Origin of the sequence: Burkholderia crassaminum, from assembly GCF_964265005.1 — a bacterium.
In the GTDB taxonomy this organism is placed as follows: domain Bacteria; phylum Pseudomonadota; class Gammaproteobacteria; order Burkholderiales; family Burkholderiaceae; genus Burkholderia.
On sequence record NZ_OZ183799.1, the window covers coordinates 1,832,962 to 1,849,162 of the forward strand.

15 protein-coding genes are annotated in these 16,201 nt (G+C 67.7%); 12 read left to right on the plus strand and 3 right to left on the minus strand.

The window, feature by feature from the left end; all coding sequences use genetic code 11:
* Nucleotides 1-175: 175 nt before the first annotated feature.
* The 5 genes from ACPTTF_RS08455 (at nucleotide 176) to ACPTTF_RS08475 (ending at nucleotide 6,478) form a co-directional block, all read left to right on the plus strand.
* Nucleotides 176-688: a fimbrial protein gene (locus ACPTTF_RS08455; protein ID WP_027787455.1), complete on the plus strand. Its 513-nt coding sequence runs from the start codon at nucleotides 176-178 to the stop codon at nucleotides 686-688.
* Between the two features lie 118 nt (nucleotides 689-806).
* Nucleotides 807-3,260, plus strand: a complete 2,454-nt coding sequence (locus ACPTTF_RS08460; RefSeq protein WP_166964398.1) for a fimbria/pilus outer membrane usher protein — start codon at nucleotides 807-809, stop codon at nucleotides 3,258-3,260.
* Between the two features lie 16 nt (nucleotides 3,261-3,276).
* Nucleotides 3,277-4,023, plus strand: a complete 747-nt coding sequence (locus ACPTTF_RS08465) for a fimbrial biogenesis chaperone (protein WP_423370869.1) — start codon at nucleotides 3,277-3,279, stop codon at nucleotides 4,021-4,023.
* Nucleotides 4,020-5,045 carry a fimbrial protein gene (locus ACPTTF_RS08470; RefSeq protein WP_423370870.1) on the plus strand — a complete coding sequence of 342 codons (1,026 nt, stop codon included), beginning with the start codon at nucleotides 4,020-4,022 and terminating at the stop codon, nucleotides 5,043-5,045. Before ACPTTF_RS08465 ends, ACPTTF_RS08470 begins: the two co-directional genes overlap by 4 nt.
* Nucleotides 5,046-5,143: 98 nt before the next feature.
* Nucleotides 5,144-6,478: a calcium-binding protein gene (locus ACPTTF_RS08475; protein ID WP_423370871.1), complete on the plus strand. Its 1,335-nt coding sequence runs from the start codon at nucleotides 5,144-5,146 to the stop codon at nucleotides 6,476-6,478.
* A 42-nt stretch (nucleotides 6,479-6,520) separates the two neighbouring features.
* Here the strand turns inward: ACPTTF_RS08475 and ACPTTF_RS08480 are convergent, their stop codons facing one another.
* Both ACPTTF_RS08480 and ACPTTF_RS08485 read right to left on the minus strand, forming a co-directional pair.
* Complete coding sequence (locus ACPTTF_RS08480; RefSeq protein WP_166964269.1) at nucleotides 6,521-6,658, minus strand: HHHH-motif protein; 138 nt, start codon at nucleotides 6,656-6,658, stop codon at nucleotides 6,521-6,523.
* Nucleotides 6,659-6,706: 48 nt separating this feature from the next.
* Nucleotides 6,707-6,949 carry a hypothetical protein gene (locus ACPTTF_RS08485; RefSeq protein ID WP_166964271.1) on the minus strand — a complete coding sequence of 81 codons (243 nt, stop codon included), beginning with the start codon at nucleotides 6,947-6,949 and terminating at the stop codon, nucleotides 6,707-6,709.
* A gap of 325 nt (nucleotides 6,950-7,274) precedes the next feature.
* Here ACPTTF_RS08485 and ACPTTF_RS08490 point away from each other — a divergent pair, with 325 nt between their 5' ends.
* From ACPTTF_RS08490 to ACPTTF_RS08520, 7 genes are all read left to right on the plus strand, one after another.
* Complete coding sequence (locus tag ACPTTF_RS08490) at nucleotides 7,275-7,931, plus strand: RNA polymerase factor sigma-70 (RefSeq protein WP_166964273.1); 657 nt, start codon at nucleotides 7,275-7,277, stop codon at nucleotides 7,929-7,931.
* Nucleotides 7,932-8,051: 120 nt separating this feature from the next.
* The gene (locus ACPTTF_RS08495) at nucleotides 8,052-8,294 is read left to right on the plus strand and encodes an MbtH family protein (RefSeq protein ID WP_166964281.1); all 243 of its coding nucleotides are present in this window, start codon (nucleotides 8,052-8,054) and stop codon (nucleotides 8,292-8,294) included.
* Nucleotides 8,295-8,339: 45 nt separating this feature from the next.
* Complete coding sequence (locus ACPTTF_RS08500; protein WP_423370872.1) at nucleotides 8,340-9,347, plus strand: TauD/TfdA family dioxygenase; 1,008 nt, start codon at nucleotides 8,340-8,342, stop codon at nucleotides 9,345-9,347.
* Nucleotides 9,347-10,195, plus strand: coding sequence for an ABC transporter ATP-binding protein (locus ACPTTF_RS08505; RefSeq protein WP_166964285.1), 849 nt, complete (start codon nucleotides 9,347-9,349; stop codon nucleotides 10,193-10,195). The genes ACPTTF_RS08500 and ACPTTF_RS08505 overlap by 1 nt, the downstream gene beginning before the upstream one ends.
* On the plus strand, nucleotides 10,192-12,282 hold the full coding sequence (gene fhuB, locus ACPTTF_RS08510) for a Fe(3+)-hydroxamate ABC transporter permease FhuB (RefSeq protein ID WP_423370873.1): 2,091 nt from the start codon (nucleotides 10,192-10,194) through the stop codon (nucleotides 12,280-12,282). Before ACPTTF_RS08505 ends, fhuB begins: the two co-directional genes overlap by 4 nt.
* Nucleotides 12,279-13,079: a siderophore-iron reductase FhuF gene (fhuF, locus tag ACPTTF_RS08515; RefSeq protein ID WP_423370874.1), complete on the plus strand. Its 801-nt coding sequence runs from the start codon at nucleotides 12,279-12,281 to the stop codon at nucleotides 13,077-13,079. The genes fhuB and fhuF overlap by 4 nt, the downstream gene beginning before the upstream one ends.
* Entirely contained in the window at nucleotides 13,076-14,113 is a 1,038-nt protein-coding gene (locus ACPTTF_RS08520) for an ABC transporter substrate-binding protein (RefSeq protein WP_423370875.1), read from the plus strand. Before fhuF ends, ACPTTF_RS08520 begins: the two co-directional genes overlap by 4 nt.
* 202 nt (nucleotides 14,114-14,315) lie before the next feature.
* Here the strand turns inward: ACPTTF_RS08520 and ACPTTF_RS08525 are convergent, their stop codons facing one another.
* The gene (locus tag ACPTTF_RS08525) at nucleotides 14,316-16,061 is read right to left on the minus strand and encodes a cyclic peptide export ABC transporter (protein WP_423370876.1); all 1,746 of its coding nucleotides are present in this window, start codon (nucleotides 16,059-16,061) and stop codon (nucleotides 14,316-14,318) included.
* Nucleotides 16,062-16,201: the final 140 nt, after the last annotated feature.

Sequence of the window (16,201 nt, forward strand, 5' to 3'; positions counted from 1 at the left end):
AATGTGGATTTAGAGGGCTGAATCGGACATTGTCAGATGCATTTGACAATGATTTACAGAAAACTTTCACGATTATCTCGATAATGCCGCCTCGTGACGGACGGGAGCCAACCACACGCTGCCGTTTGTGTCCGCCACGTCATCTATTCCATTTGCAGTCCTTACGGGAAACGTCATGAAAAAATCCATCCTGACCGCTGTCGCACTCGCGGCCCTGTCGACCTCGGCCTTCGCAGCGGGCACCGGCACGATCAACTTCACGGGCGAGATCGTCGCGGGCGCATGCGGCATCGATTCGGGCTCGGTCAACCAGACCGTCAACCTCGGCAAGGTGCCGACCAACGTGTTCAAGCAGGCTGGCGACAAGTCCACGCCGACCAACTTCGACATCAAGCTGACCGACTGCGACACGAGCGTCGCACAGAACGCGTACTTCACGTTCACGGGCACGTCGAGCGCGGGCCAGCCGAAGCTGCTCGCGACGATCGGTTCGGCGACCAACGTCGGCATCCGCCTGCAGGCCGCGTCGGGCGAATACCTCGATAACGGCGCCGAGCAGAAGGCACCGACCGTGCTGCAAAACGGCACGAACGTCGCGCGCTTCGCGGCAATGTACGAAGCGACCGCAGCCGGCGTGACGCCGGGTACCGCCGAAGGCGTGGCGAACTTCACGGTCCGCTACCAGTAAGCCGCCGTACCGGGGAAGGGTGCGCGCACCCTTCCTCGTTCGTTTTTCCTCTTTTTCCCCCTCTTTGGACTTCCGGTAGCGCCGCGTGCGAATCAGACATTCCTTCCTTTGCGTCTCCGTGCTGGTTGTCGGCAGCCAGAGCCATGCGACGGAATTCAATTCGTCGTTCCTGAACATCGACGGCTCGAACAATGTCGACCTGTCGCAGTTTTCGCAGGCGGACTTCACGCTTCCGGGCGAGTACATGCTCGACGTACAGGTCAACGACCTGTTCTACGGGCTGCAGGCGATCGAGTTCATCGCCGTCGACGCGTCGGGGGCAGGCAAACCGTGCCTGCGTCCGGAACTTGTCGCGCAGTTCGGGTTGAAGCCGTCGCTCCTGAAGGACCTGCCGCGCTTCCAGGGCGGACGTTGCGTCGACCTCGGCGCGATCGAGGGGGCGACCGTGCGCTACCTGAAAAGCGACGGGCGGCTCAAGGTCACGATTCCGCAAGCTGCGCTCGAGTTCACCGATACGACCTACCTGCCGCCGTCGCGGTGGTCAGAAGGGATTCCGGGCGCGATGCTCGACTATCGCGTGATCGCGAACACGAACCGCAACTTCGGCACGGGCGGTAGCCAGACGAATTCGATCCAGGCCTACGGGACGGTTGGCGCGAACTGGGACGCATGGCGCTTTCGCGGCGACTACCAGGCGCAATCGAACGTGGGCAATACGGCCTACGCGGACCGCACGTTCCGCTTCAGCCGGCTTTACGCATTTCGTGCGCTGCCGTCGATCCAGTCGACGGTGACGTTCGGCGACGACTACCTGACCTCCGACATTTTCGACACGTTCGCGCTGACGGGTGCGTCGATCCGCAGCGACGACCGCATGCTGCCGCCTTCGCTGCGCGGCTATGCGCCGCTGATCTCGGGCGTCGCGCGCACCAACGCAACCGTGACCGTGTCCCAGGCAGGCCGCGTGCTGTACGTGACGCGCGTGTCGCCGGGCGCCTTCGCACTGCAGAACATCAACACGAGCGTGCAGGGCACGCTCGACGTTGCAGTCGAGGAAGAGGACGGCAGCGTGCAACGCTTCCAGGTGACGACGGCCGCCGTGCCGTTCCTCGCGCGCGCCGGGCAACTGCGCTACAAGGCCGCCGTCGGCAAGCCGCGGCTCTTTGGCGGCGCCGGCATCACACCGTTCTTCGGTTTCGGTGAAATCGCCTACGGCCTGCCGTTCGACGTCACCGCGTATGGCGGTTTCATCGCCGCGTCGGGCTATACGTCGATCGCGCTCGGCGTCGGTCGCGATTTCGGTGCGTTCGGCGCGCTGTCGGCCGACGTCACGCATGCGCGGGCGAAGCTGTGGTGGAACGGCGCGACGCGCAACGGCAACTCGTACCGCATCAACTATTCGAAGCACTTCGACGGGCTCGATGCCGACGTGCGTTTCTTCGGCTATCGCTTCTCCGAGCGCGAATACACGAACTTCGCGCAGTTCTCGGGCGACCCGACCGCGTACGGCCTCGCCAACAGCAAGCAGCGCTACTCGGCGACGCTGTCGAAGCGTTTCGGCGACACGTCGACCTATTTTTCCTACGACCAGACGACCTACTGGCAACGTGCGAACGAGCAGCGCGTCGGCCTCACGCTGACGCGGGCATTCTCGATCGGCACGCTGCGCAACCTGAACGTGAGCGTGTCGGCCTTCCGCACGCAGAGCGCCGGTGCGAGCGGCAACCAGGTATCGGTCACCGCGACGTTGCCGATCGGCGGCCGTCACACCGTCACGTCGAACCTGACGACGGGCAGCGGCAGCACGAGCGTGAACGCCGGCTACATCTACGACGATCCGGATGGCCGCACCTACCAGGTCAACGCGGGCGCGACCGACGGACGTGCGTCGGCGAACGCGAGCTACCGGCAGCGCTCGTCGGCGTATCAGCTGACCGCGCAGGCGTCGACGCTCGCCAATGCGTATGCGGCCGCGTCGCTCGAAGTCGACGGCTCGTTCGTCGCGACGCAATACGGCGTCTCGGCGCACTCGAACGGCAATGCGGGCGACACGCGGCTGCTGGTATCGACCGACGGCGTGCCCGATGTGCCGCTGTCCGGCACGCTCTCGCATACCGATTCGCGCGGCTATGCGGTGCTCGACGGCATCTCGCCGTACAACGTCTACGACGCGACCGTCAACGTCGAGAAACTGCCGCTCGAAGTGCAGGTGTCGAACCCGATCCAGCGCATGGTGCTGACCGACGGCGCGATCGGCTTCGTGAAGTTCTCCGCCGCGCGCGGCAGCAACCTGTACCTGACGCTGACCGACCCGGCCGGCAAGCCGCTGCCGTTCGGCGCGTCGGTGCAGGACATGGCGAACGGCAAGGAGCTCGGCATCGTCGGCGAGGGCGGCGCGGCGTTCCTGACCCAGGTTCAACCGAAATCCATGCTGGCGGTGCGTGCGGGCGAACGCACGCTGTGCACGATCGACACGCTGCCGAACCAGCTCCAACTCGAAGGCACGCCGATCCCGGTGACGTGCCAGACGCCCGGCGAGTCGCACGCAGCGGCCGCACGGGTCGAACGATGAATTCACGGATCCAGCGATGAAAAATTCCTTCTCCCTTTCCTTTCCGCGGCGCGCATGGTGCGTGCTCGCGACCGCCGGCGCGCTGTTCGCAGGCGCCGCGCACGCGGCGATCGTGCCCGATCGTACGCGCGTGATCTTCAACGAAGGCGAACAGGCCGCGGTCGTCACGATCACCAACAAGAGCACGACATACCCGTATCTCGTGCAGTCGTGGCTCGAGGACGCGAAGGGCAACAAGATCACGTCGCCGCTGATGGTCGTGCCGCCGCTGCAGCGCGTCGAGGCGAACGAGCGCAACGTGCTGCGGATCGCGAAGCTGCCGGGCACCGAGCTGCCGGCCGATCGCGAATCGGTGTTCTACCTGAACATCCGTGAAGTGCCGCCGAAGACGGATACGCCGAACACGCTGCAGATCGCGCTGCATACGCAGATGAAGCTGTTCTACCGGCCGAAGGCCGTGCAGCCCGCGCGCGACGAGGACTGGACGCTGCCGATGACGTTGCGTGTCGATTCGGCCGCACACAAGCTCGTGTTCGACAATCCGACGCCGTATCACATCACGATCGTCGACCTGGCATCGGGCGTGCAGAAGACGCACGTGCCGCTGGAGCCGGTGATGGTCAGCCCGATGAGCACGGCCGATGTGCCGTTCAAGGCCGCGACGCCGGCGACGCTGTTCGTCACGCACGTCGACGATTACGGCGGCCAGGTGGCGGTCGAGTATGCGTGTGAGGCCGGTGCTTGCAAGAGCGTGAAGAAATGAGCGGCGCGCGACGAAATGGGATCGCGTTGCGCATGCCGGCCTGGCTCAGGTGGTGTGTGCTCGCGCTGTTCGTCATGTTCGCGCAGCCGGCGTGGGCACTGAAATGTATTGCGAACAGCGGCGGCCTGTCGCTGACCGAGGCGATCGGCAATGTCGCGTCGTATCCGACCGACGCGCCGGATGGTTACGTGATCTGGGTGTCGCCGCCGCGCACGACAACGGGCTATTGCTACAAGGATATCGGCGGGTTGCAGAATTTCCCCGAACAGATCTATTTCTACGCGAACCCGGAGAAACAGAATCCTGCCGCGTGGGGGCTCGAAGTCGGCATTCGCTTCGAGGGCGCCGACTACTACGGACGCAGCAGCCAGCCGGGGGACGGCATCGACACGCACCGCTCCGTGAAAATCTGCGAGCTGAACGACCGGCAGGTCGATGCCGGAATGTGTCCGAAATGGCCCATCAGCATTACGTATCAGGTGGTCATTCGCAAGCGGGGGGCATGGACGAGGCCACCCTCGGATATCTATGCGGTATTTCAGTTCGACGGCGAGCGCGGGCTGAACAGCAAGGGAAGCTTCCGCTACAAACTGAGCGGTCTCCAGAATCTCAAGCCGACCCCCTGCATGGTCGACGTGAAGGTCACGCCGGAGCCCGGCATCGTGAAGTTCGGCCAGGTTCAGGCGACGGGCAACGGTTTCTCGCCAGCGGTGCCGCGCAAGTCGTTCAGTCTCGCGCTGACCAAGCAATGCAACGTGCCGGTGCGCGTGGACGGCTACTTCGAGACTTCGCAGACGGTGCAGAACGGGCTGCTCGTGCCGGATCCGAAGAGTAATTTCGGCATCGGCATCGAGGACCGAAACGGCAAGGCGATTGCGTTTAACGAACAGTTCGTGCTCGCCCAGATGCCGGGAAGTGTGAACTACCAGAGCGTGACGCTTGATGCCGTGCTGAAGGCGTTCGGTCCGCCGAAGATCGGTCCGTTCAACGGTACGGCGACGATTCGATTGTTTATCTACTGACGCATGCGAGCGCGGCCTGAGCGGGAATTTGCCGTGCAAGGCAGGCCGACGGCCGAGCGTCTTTTTCGGGGGAGACGGAGATGATTCTGAAGGGCACCATGGCAGCGACACTGTGCGTTGCTTCGATGGCAGGCACGGCTCACGCACAGACGGTATCGGCCGGCGGTTATTCGCTGACCGTGATCGGCGACCTGGGCGGGCCGCGCAATATGCGGTACGACGGCAAGGCCGTCAGCGCGGACGGCAAGACGATCATCGGCTCCTACTGGAGCGAAGCGCAGCCCGGTAACTCGATGGCCTTCTCGTGGTCGGCCACGACGGGCTGGCAGCGGCTGGCCGCGCCGGCGAACGCCTATGACTCGCTGGCACAGACGGTGTCGGGCGACGGGCAGGTGATCGGCGGCTCGATCAGCGCGCGCCAGGCGGAAAGCAGCAACCTCGATCGATGGGCGGTGCGATGGCCCGGCGACGGTCGCACACAAAAACTCGTTCCGGATACGGCGGGCTGGGGCGCATGGGTCGAAGTCGCGAACCTCGCCGGCACGAGGATGACGGGCAGCTTCACGACGACAGACGGCCGGAATGCACGGTTCATGTGGGACCAGCCGAGGGGTTTCCGCGAGTTGCCGCCGGGCGGCGACTATGCCGTGCAGCTCCTGTCGATGACCTCGTCCGGGAATGCGGCAACCGGGTTCGCCGGCAATGTCGACGGCGTGTATGGCTCGCGTGCGCTCCTTTGGACAGAACGAATCGGTGAACGACTGTTGCCGACGATCAACGCGGGCGTGGCCAGAATGGATCTGGCCCGTGGTGTGACCGAAGACGAACGGACGATCGCCGGTTCGCTCGGCACTCTGGTGGTCACGCCGGATGGACAACGGGTCGACTCGGAGGCCGTGCTGTGGACGAACGGCGGCGACAGCATCCAGCGGCTCGGTTTTCTCGACGGCGACGACAGCAGCTACGCGCAATCGATCAGCACGGACGGGCGGGTCGTCATCGGCACGTCGAGCAACGGGCAGACCGGTGTCGAGCGCGTCTTCGTGTGGACGCCGCAAAGCGGCATGCGCAGCCTCGTTGCGTTGCTCGAAGCGGCCGGCCTGTCGGTCGGCACGCTGAACCTGGCCAACGTGATCGGCGTGAGCCCCGACGGGCAGACCATCACGGGGCAGGGCTATCGCGACGGCGATCCCGACTACAGGCCGCAGTTCTGGCAAGTGCACATCGATGCGGCGACCCTGCGCGCGTTGCGGCCGGCGAGCCCGGGCGCCGACGCAGTACGGGTCCGGGCTTCACCGCAGAAGGCGGTGTCACGGATGCTGGCGGCGAAGCCGGACGCAGCGATACAGCGAAGCGTGTGCCGCATGCCCGTCAGCCCGGCGCAGTTCGCGCGATGCCTGCCGCGGTTGCCGGCCGCAGCCGCACGCAGGTGAAGCGATGAAACAAGGCGCCGGTTCTCCGGCGCCTTGTTTCGTTTACCGCACCCAGCGGCACATCTTGTGATGGTGATGGTCGAAGTGACACACGCGGTGCGGATGCGCTTCGGCGATGGCCGGCACGAGCACGGCAGCGGCAAGCGCCGCGACGGCGAGCGATTTCAGTAGCGTTTTCATGTTGAAGTCCTTGTCGTTGAACAGTGAATCACGGGAAGAGGGCGGGCCTTACCACTGCGGCCGCTGGTCGTCGCGTCGGTCGTCCCGATGGTCGTCGCGGCGGTCGTCATTTCCGCGGGGATGCTGCGCTTCCCAGTCGCGGCGCTCCCAGTAGCGATTCCCATCCCAGTAACGATCGCCGTGCCAGCCGATCGTGACTTGAGCCGGGCCGGCAGGATAGGCAACGCACCCGGTCAGCATCACGCTCGACAGCGCGCCAACCATGACAGCGGATAACACGATGGATTTCATGGTTTTCTCCCGTGGAAACAGCACCCCGATCGTACGAGCCCCCAAAATTTCACGTGGTAAGAAGTTGCTACCGCAAATGACAGGTGCAGGCGTTTCGTCAGGCACGTGAAAGATCGTGTCGGCGTGTCGCAAGCCGGTCACGCCGTCCGGATTGACCGATGACCACCTACCGGGCCCACGGGCTCGCGTCCCATCCGCCCTGGCAACGATTTCGCCAATTATTCAGACAAATCCCGATAATCGAAAGGGTCATCTCGTAATCGGATTGAGAATGATTTGCGTTTACGTTAAATTGCGCTATCTCGGAATTTGACGGAGCAGATCGATGGCGATGGCGGAAGTGCTCGACCGACCGGCGGCGACAGCGGCGAACCCGTTCTTCGGCAGTCATCCGGACCGGCCGCCGCGTGCGCGCCGCGCCGCGGAGCCCCGTGCGCAGGGCGCGTTGCTCGACGTGCTGATCTCGCATCGCGCGATGCTCGTTAATGTCGCGCGCGGCTTCGTCGGCTGCGCGAGCCGTGCCGAGGACGTCGTACATGACGTGTTCGTGAAGCTCGTCGAATTCCCGAACCAGGATGCGGTGCGCCAGCCGGTCGCGTACGTGACGCGGATGGTGCGCAATGCGTCGATCGACGCGTGCCGCCGGCAAAACCTCGAGAACGTCTATCACACGGAAGAGGACGACGGCATCGACGTACCGTCGCCCGAGCCGACGCCGGAAGCCGCACTGCTGACGCGCGATACGCTGCGGCGCGTATGGGCCGCGCTCGACGACCTGCCGGCGCGCAGCCGCGCGGCATTCGAGATGGTGCGGCTGCGCGAGGAGACGCTGCAGACCGCTGCGCGCGCGCTGAACGTGTCGCAGACGCTCGTGCATTTCATGGTGCGCGATGCGGAGCGTCACTGCGCGGAATGCCTCGATGCATGCCATCGCGGCGTCGCGTGCCCGGTGTTCCTGGGCGGCCGCGCGCGGCGCCGCTAAGCGCGGGTAAAAAACCGCGCCGGCCAATCGTCTATCAGACAGGAGCGGCCGAAACCGCCGCTTTGCAATCCGATTTGCCACCCGCTTTGCCACCTTCAACCGCCTCAGCGATTCCCGATCATGACGCAAGCCACGACGCCTTCCGCCGACACCGACGACCTCGTCTATACGGTCGTCATCAACGACGAAGAACAGTATTCGATCTGGCCGACGTTCCGGCCCGTGCCGGCCGGCTGGCGCGAGGTCGGCGTGAGCGGCCCGAAAGCCGACTGTCTCGCGCACATCGAGTCCGTCTGGACCGACATGCGCCCCGCGAGCCTGCGCCGCGCAATGGACGGCGAGCGCGCATCGCGCGCGTCGTGACCCGCTGCGCCGTGTGTGCGGCGCGCCACCTGAAGAGGACGTTGCATGACCCAGCTTTCGTTGCCGACGCTCGACGACCTGCGTATCGAGCCGGGGCTGCCCACCGTCGTGTCGCCGCGCGGCAGCGACGGGATGTCGATCGACGACGTCGCGCCGCTGGCGCGCGAGATCGCGGCCGACACGCTCGAACGGGCGGGCGGCGTGCTGTTCACGGGTTTTCACGTGCCGTCGATCGACGCGTTCCAGCAGTTCGCGGCGTCGTTCGGCGATCCGCTGATCGGCTATGAATACGCATCGACGCCGCGCAGTCAGGTCGAAGGCGCCGTCTACACGTCAACCGAATACCCGCCGCACCGCGCGATTCCGCTGCACAACGAGCAGTCGTACACGCGCGAATGGCCGCTGCGGATCTGGTTCCACTGCGCGCTCGCGGCACCGAAGGGCGGTGCGACGCCGATCGCGGACAGCCGCGCCGTCTACCGTGCGCTCGACCCGGCGCTCGTTGCGCGCTTCGAGAAGCGCGAGCTGCTGTACGTGCGCAATTTCGGGCAGGGGCTCGACCTGCCGTGGCAGCAGTCGTTCGGCACCGACGAGCCGGCCGAAGTCGAGCGGATGTGCGCGGCGCGCGGCATCGAATGCACATGGCGCACCGACGACGACGGCGAGCTGTTGCTGCGTACCCGCGAGCGCTGCCAGGCGGTTGCGCGCCATCCGCGCACCGGAGAGCGCGTGTGGTTCAACCAGGCGAACCTGTTTCACCTGTCGGCGCTCGACGACGACATGCAGGAAGCGCTGGTCGACGCGGTCGGGCTCGAGAACGTGCCGCGCAACGTGTATTACGGCGACGGCGAACCGCTCGAGGCTGACGCACTCGCGGAAATCCGCGGCGTGCTCGACCAGCAGCGCATCGTGTTCCCGTGGCGCACGGGTGACGTGCTGATGCTCGACAACATGCTGACCGCGCATGCGCGCGACCCGTTCGAGGGGCCGCGCAAGGTGGTCGTCGCGATGGCGCAGAGTTATACGGTCCCGCGCGACCGAACGGAGGATTGATGACGCGTAGTACCGCCGCGCTTGCCGCGCGCGGGCTGTCGGTAGGATATCGCGACCATGTCGTGATCGACGGGCTGGACCTGTCGATCGCGGCCGGCCGCGTAACCGCGCTGTGCGGACCGAACGGCTGCGGCAAGAGCACGCTGCTGCGCACGCTCGCGGGCCTGCAGCCCGCGCGTGCCGGCCATGTCGAAGTGAACGGGCAGCCGCTCGCAGCGTTTCGCCGTCGCGCGCTCGCGCGCGAGCTGACGATGCTCGCGCAGTTCAACCAGATTCCGTCGGGCCTCACGGTGCGCGAGCTCGTCGCGTACGGGCGTTATGCATACGGCGGCTTCCTGCGCGGCCTGTCACGCGCCGACCATGCAGCGATCGACGAGGCGCTCGAGACGAGCGGCCTCGCCGACGATGCGGATCGCGACGTCGGCGCACTGTCGGGCGGCGAGCGTCAGCGCGCGTGGATCGCGATGGCGCTCGCGCAGCAGGCGCCGATCGTGCTGCTCGACGAGCCGACGACCTATCTCGACATCCATCACCAGCTCGACATCCTCGATGCGCTGCGCACGCTGAACCGCACGCGCGGGCTGACGATCGTCTGGGTGCTGCACGACCTGAACCAGGCGGCCGCGTACAGCGACGAGATCGTGCTGATGCGTGCGGGCCGCCTCGTCGCGCAGGGCACACCCGACGCGATGCTCGATCCGGCGCGGCTGCGCGCGGCGTTCGGCGTCGAGATGCTGAAGCTCGCGCATCCGCAGACGGGTGCACCGATGTGTGTGCCGGCCTATGGGCCGACGACCGACGGCGCGCCGCAGGCGGCCGGCGTTTTCGACCGGGATCTCGCCGTATGACCACGTTCGCGATGCGCAAGCGCCTCGCAGCGGCGGGGAGGGGCACGGCGTCGGGCCGGGCCGGTACGATCGCGATCGGTCTCGTCGCGTTGATCGCGGCACTGGCGGTGCTGCGCGTCGCCCCCGATCTGCGCGTGTGGTGGAGCGCGGTGCCCGGCAGCGATGCCGCTGCGCTTGCGCACGTGTTCCTGTTCGACCTCAACCTGCCGCGCGTCGCGGCTGCGCTCGTCGCGGGCGGGTGCCTCGGCATCGCGGGCGCGCTGTTTCAGTCGCTCACGCGCAATCCGCTCGCGTCGCCTGATTTGCTCGGCGTGACGGGCGGCGCCCAGCTCGGCCTGCTCGCGGCGATGCTCGTGCCGGCGCTGGCCGGCGTCGCATCGGTGCCGCTGCTGTTCGTGTGCGGGCTGGCCGCTGCCGCCTGCGCGATCGTCGCGGCCGGCGGCTGGCGTGCAACGCCGCTGCGCCTCGTGCTAGCGGGCAGCGTGTGCATGCTGCTGTTCGCCGCGCTGTCGACGCTCGTGCTCGCCTTCTTCGAGCAGAACATCGCGGGCGCCGCGCTGTGGACCAACGGCAGCCTGTACCAGCCGGGCGCGACGGGCCTCGCGCTCGCAGCGCGCTGGCTCGTCGTGCCGCTGATCGCATTGCCGTTCGTGATCCGGCCGCTGAATCCGCTCACACTCGGCGACGACGCGGCGGCCGCGGCCGGCGTGCGCGTCGACGCAACGCGGCTCGCCGCGACGATCGTCGCGGTCGCGTTCACGAGCGTGGCCGTCAGTATCGCGGGCCCGCTGTCGTATGTCGGCCTCGTCGCGCCGAACCTGCTGCGCCAGGTGCGCGGCGCGCGCGCGGCTCGGCTCGGCGTGCTGGTGCCGCTGTCGGCGCTCGCGGGCGGGGCGCTCGTCCTCGTCACCGACAGCGCGGTGCTCGCGTCGGATCTCGACGCAACGCTGTCGACCGGCGTCGCGATCGCGCTGGTCGGCACGCCGCTGATGCTTGCGATGATCCGGCGCGGGGCCGCGTGGTCGGGCGTACTGCACGCGGATGCCGAACGCGCGGCGGGCGGCGGCTCGACGCGGCTCGTCGGCTGGCTCGAACGGCTCGGCTGGCCGCTGCGCACGGCGCTGTTCGTCGTGATCGGCGTGCTCGTCGTTTTTGTAGGCGTGTCGGCCGGCCCCGAGTGGCTGTCGATCTCACGCTGGTCCGCTGCGCTGTCCGGTCACGATGCGCTCGCGCGGATGCTGATCGACTTGCGCATGCCGCGGCTGCTGTGCGCGCTCCTCTCGGGCGCACTGCTCGCGGTCAGCGGCGTCGCGATGCAAAGCGTCGTGCGCAATCCGCTCGCGGGCCCCGAAGTGCTCGGTGTCACGCAGGGTGCGGGGCTCGTCACGCTGTTCGCGTTGTCGACATGGCCGCTGATGGGCCACGTGACGCTCGCGGCCGCCGCGCTGATCGGCGGCGGGCTGTCGCTCGCGATCACGCTCGCGCTGAATCACCGGCATCGTTACGCGCCGCTCGCCGTGGCGCTGACGGGCATCGTGATCGGCGCGCTGTGGACCACGCTCGCGCAATGGCTGATCACGCAGGAAAGCGTGCAGCCCGCGCGCTTCGTCGTGTGGCTCGTCGGCGGGACTTACGGCCGGAGCTGGGGCGAGGTGTCGATGCTGCTGCCGTGGTGCGTGCTCGCGGTGCCCGTGTTCGCGTGGCTCGCGAAACCGCTCGACATGCTCGCGCTCGGCGACGACCAGGCGGCCGCACTCGGCCTGCCGGTGGCCGCGCTGCGGCCGCTCGCGCTGACGATCGCAACGCTCGCCGCGTGCGCGGCCGTCGCGGCGGTCGGGCCGGTCGGCTTCATCGGGTTGATGGCGCCGCACGTCGCGACGATGCTCGGCGCGCGCCGGCACCGTACGCGGCTGTGGCTCGCGGCCGCGTGCGGCGCGCTGATCCTCGGTGTGGCGGATCTCGCTGCGCGCACGGTCGTCGCGCCGCGCGAAGTGCCGGCCGGCGTGCTGACCGCGCTGATCGGCGCACCGTACCTGCTCGGGCTGCTGATTCTCGAGGGGCGCCGCGCCCGGCGCGCGGGGCGATGACACCGCCGCTCGACGGCGCGCGCGCCACGCGTTTCTCGGCGTTCGCGCCCGAACCGTTCGCCGAACACCTCGACGTCGTCTGGCTCGGCATGCCCGACGACGCGCACGCGCCGGGCCGCCTCATCGTGCCGGTCAGCGCGTTGCCGGCGCATCGCGACATCGTGCTCGACGCGATGGTCCGCCATTACGGCGGCGATCCGGCGCAGCATGCGCGCGCGCTGATGTCGCAATGGAGCAAATACTATTTCGGCCGCGCGGCGCCGGCCGGCGTCGTCGCCGCGCTGACGCTCGGCCGGCCGCTCGACATGTCGCCCGAGCGCACGTTCGTCGCGCTCGACGACGGAATGCCCGCCGCACTGTACTTCACGCACGATGCGCTCGGCGAACCCTGCGACGATCCTGCGCCCCGCTATGCGGGGCTCGTCGCGCATCTCGGCGCTGTGATCGACCTGCTCGCGGCGATGGGGCGCGTCACGCCGCGTGTGCTGTGGAGCAACGCGGGCAACCTGCTCGACTATCTGCTCGATACGTATCGTGCGCTGCCATGCGTGGCCGATCCGGTGCGCGACGCGGGCTGGCTGTTCGGCGCGACGTGTTTCGCATGCGAACCGAATCCGTTGCGGATGCCCGTGCGCGATGCCGTGCCGCGCTCGGCGCTGCTGCCGACGCCGTTCCGCGCGCGCCGCGTGTGCTGCCTGCGCTATGAAATTCCTGGAGAAACGCAACTGTGTGGAAGCTGCCCCCTGCTACTGACGATGGACGACGCGGCGCTGGCCGAGCAGGACGCGATCCGGTGACGGATGCCGGCCGCCGGCACGCACTCGGCGCACTCGCGGCGCTCGGCGCTGCGTGTTGCGGCGCGCTATCCGCATCGTCCGGCGCCGTTGCCGCGACCCTCGATGCGCATCGCGCGCAGGGCGTGCGTGCGCCGGGTGCGGTGTCGCTGGCCGGCAACCCCGTCGTGTCGCAGGCGAGTGCGACGATGCCGGTGCGGCCGCAGCGCGTGGTCGCGCTCGACTTCATGTTCGCGGAAAGCGTGATCGCGCTCGACCTCGTGCCGGTCGGGATGGCCGATACGGCGTTCTATCCGGGCTGGCTCGGCTTTCAAAGCGACCGGCTCGCCAGCGTGACCGACATCGGTTCGCGCCAGGAGCCGGGCCTCGAGGCGATTGCGGCGGTCAAGCCCGACCTGATCATCGGCGTCGGCTTCCGGCATGCGCCGATTTTCGACGCGCTCGACCGGATCGCGCCGACCATCCTGTTCCAGTTCAGCCCGAACGTATCGGACGGCGGCGTGCCGGTCACGCAGCTCGACTGGATGCGGCAGATCTTCCGGACGATCGGTGCGGTCACGGGGCGCGATGCGCGCGCGCAAGCGGTCGATGCACAACTCGATGCGGGCATCGCGCGCAATGCGGCGCGGCTCGCGGCCGCGGGCAGAAAAGGCGAGCGCGTTGCGCTGCTGCAGGATCTCGGCTTGCCCGACCGCTACTGGGCCTACACGGGCAACAGCACGTCGGCGGGCCTCGCGCGGGCGCTCGGGCTCGAGCCGTGGCCGCAGAAGCCGACGCGGGAAGGCACGCTGTACGTGACGTCGGCCGATTTGCTCAGGCAGCGCGAGCTGGCCGTGCTGTTCGTGACTGCTTCGGGCATGGACGTGCCGCTGTCATCGAAACTCGATTCGCCGGTGTGGCGCTTCGTGCCTGCGATGAGGGAACACCGGATCGCGCTCATCGAACGCAATATCTGGGGGTTCGGCGGGCCGATGTCGGCGCTGAAACTGGCCGACGTGATGACCGACACGATGCTGAAGCTGCCGGCCGTGCGTTGAGCGTGCGGCGGTCGAGCGGCGGGTGATGCCGCTTCGGCTTCGGCTTCGACGGGCACGGCGTTGCGGTCGGCCTGGCTCGCGGTGAATCGCCGGGGCCTTTCCACGATCGCGCAACGCGCCCGAAACATGTCCTTCCGAAACGAAAATCGCCGACGCACTGCCGTTGCAGCGCGTCGGCGATTTTTTTCCATCGACTGCCGTATTACGCGCTCAGCGCGTCGACGCCATCCTGCGCGCGTGACCGCGCCGGCGTCGTGTCGCTGACGATGCGCCCGTTGTCGAGCTTCAACAAGCGGTCGGCGAGATCGAAGTAGCGGTCGTCGTGCGTGATCACGATCACGGCCTTGCCGCGCGCACGCAGCTCCGGCAGCAACTGCTCGTAGAACACGGCCTTGAACGACGGATCCTGGTCGGCCGCCCATTCGTCGAACAGGTAGAACGGCCGGTCCTCCAGGTACGCGACGACGAGGGCGAGCCGCTTGCGCTGCCCGGTCGACAGCGCGCGGGTCGAGAACGCGCCGTCGACCACTTTCACCTTGTGGTCGAGTGCGAGCTTCGCGACGAGCGCGTTCGCACGCGCATCGGCCTGCGCGCGGGACGGATCGTCGGGATCGACGATGCCGAGCAGCGCATCGAACAGGTGGAAATCGTTGAACACCGCGCTGAAGCGCTGCCGATACGCTGCTCGCTCGCGCCAGCCGATCGGGCGGCCGTCGACCTCGATCGTGCCTTCCTCCGGCTCGTAGAGCCCCGTCAGCACCTTCGCGAGCGTCGTCTTGCCGCTGCCGTTGCCGCCGACGATGAACACGAGCTCGCCCGGCTTGATCGTCAGGTCGATCGGCCCGACGCTGAACATCCGTTCGTCGCGCTCGTGGAAGTACGCATGCGTGACGCCGCGCAGCGTGACGGCGCCGGCCGGCGGCACGTCGGGTGCGTCGGCCGCGGGCGGCACCGTGCGCAGCGCGCCGAATTCGGCCATCACGCCTTCGATCCGCGTCAGCGATACGCGTGCCGCGTTGACGGTCGGCAGGTTGTTCAGCAGTCCGTCGAGCGGCACGAGCATGAACAGGAACACGACGACGTAGCCGGCGGCCGTGGCCGGATCGGCATGCACGCCGAGCTGCGGCCAGAACGACGCGACGCCGAGGAACGCATAGAACAGGAAGATGATCCAGCCGACGCCGACCGCGTACGCGCTGAACGCGCGGCGGCGGTGGTCGCGCACTTCGCCGATCGCGGCGCCGAGCTGGCCGTCGACGAACTGGCGTGCGCGTTCATCGTGCAGTTTCAGCTCTTTCGCGCCGGAAAACAGCGAGCCGAGATAGCCGAACAGGCGGTCCTGCGCCTGGCCGGCCGCTTCGAGCGACGCGATCGCGCGGCGATCGCCGGTGTGATAGCCGAGCGAGCCGGCGACGATCGCGGCCAGCGCCAGCAGGCACACAGGCCACGACAGCCACGCGAGATAGCCGAGGCAGCCGAACACGATCGAGCCGTGCATGACCAGGTTCGGCAGTGCGAAGAACAGCATCGATACGTTGGTCGCGTCGTCGGTCAGCACCGACTGCACGGGTGCCGCGCCGATCCGCTCGATGTCGCGCAGTTCGGCCGCGCCGACACGCCGCGCGAGATGCACGCGCAGCCGCGCCATCGTGTCTTGCGACAGGCGCGCGAACAGCGTCCCCGACACGATCCGCGTGACGAGCGCGATCACCGCGCACAGCGCGAACCGCCATGCGAGCGACGTGTCGGCGGCGCCTGGCTGCGACAGCGCGCGGTTCAGCGTCGCGACGAGCAGCACGCTCGCGACGCCGTTCAGCACGCACGCGGTGAGCGCCAGCGCGAGCGACGCGCGGCTTTCGCGCAGCAGCGCAAGGATCAGCCGCGCCGCGGGGCGGGCGGGGGAGGCGTCGAGGGACGGCGGGGAAGAAGGCTCGTGGGCAGCTGTCATCGGCAACGTCGGTAAAGGGAAGGCAGGCGAAAACGCGGAAACGGCAAAACTGGCGCGAAAGCGGCGGGCGAGGCGCGGGCCCCGTTCCGGCTTTCCTCCCTGATAGACGAACGGGCCGCGCAAATATTTAGCCGCGCGTT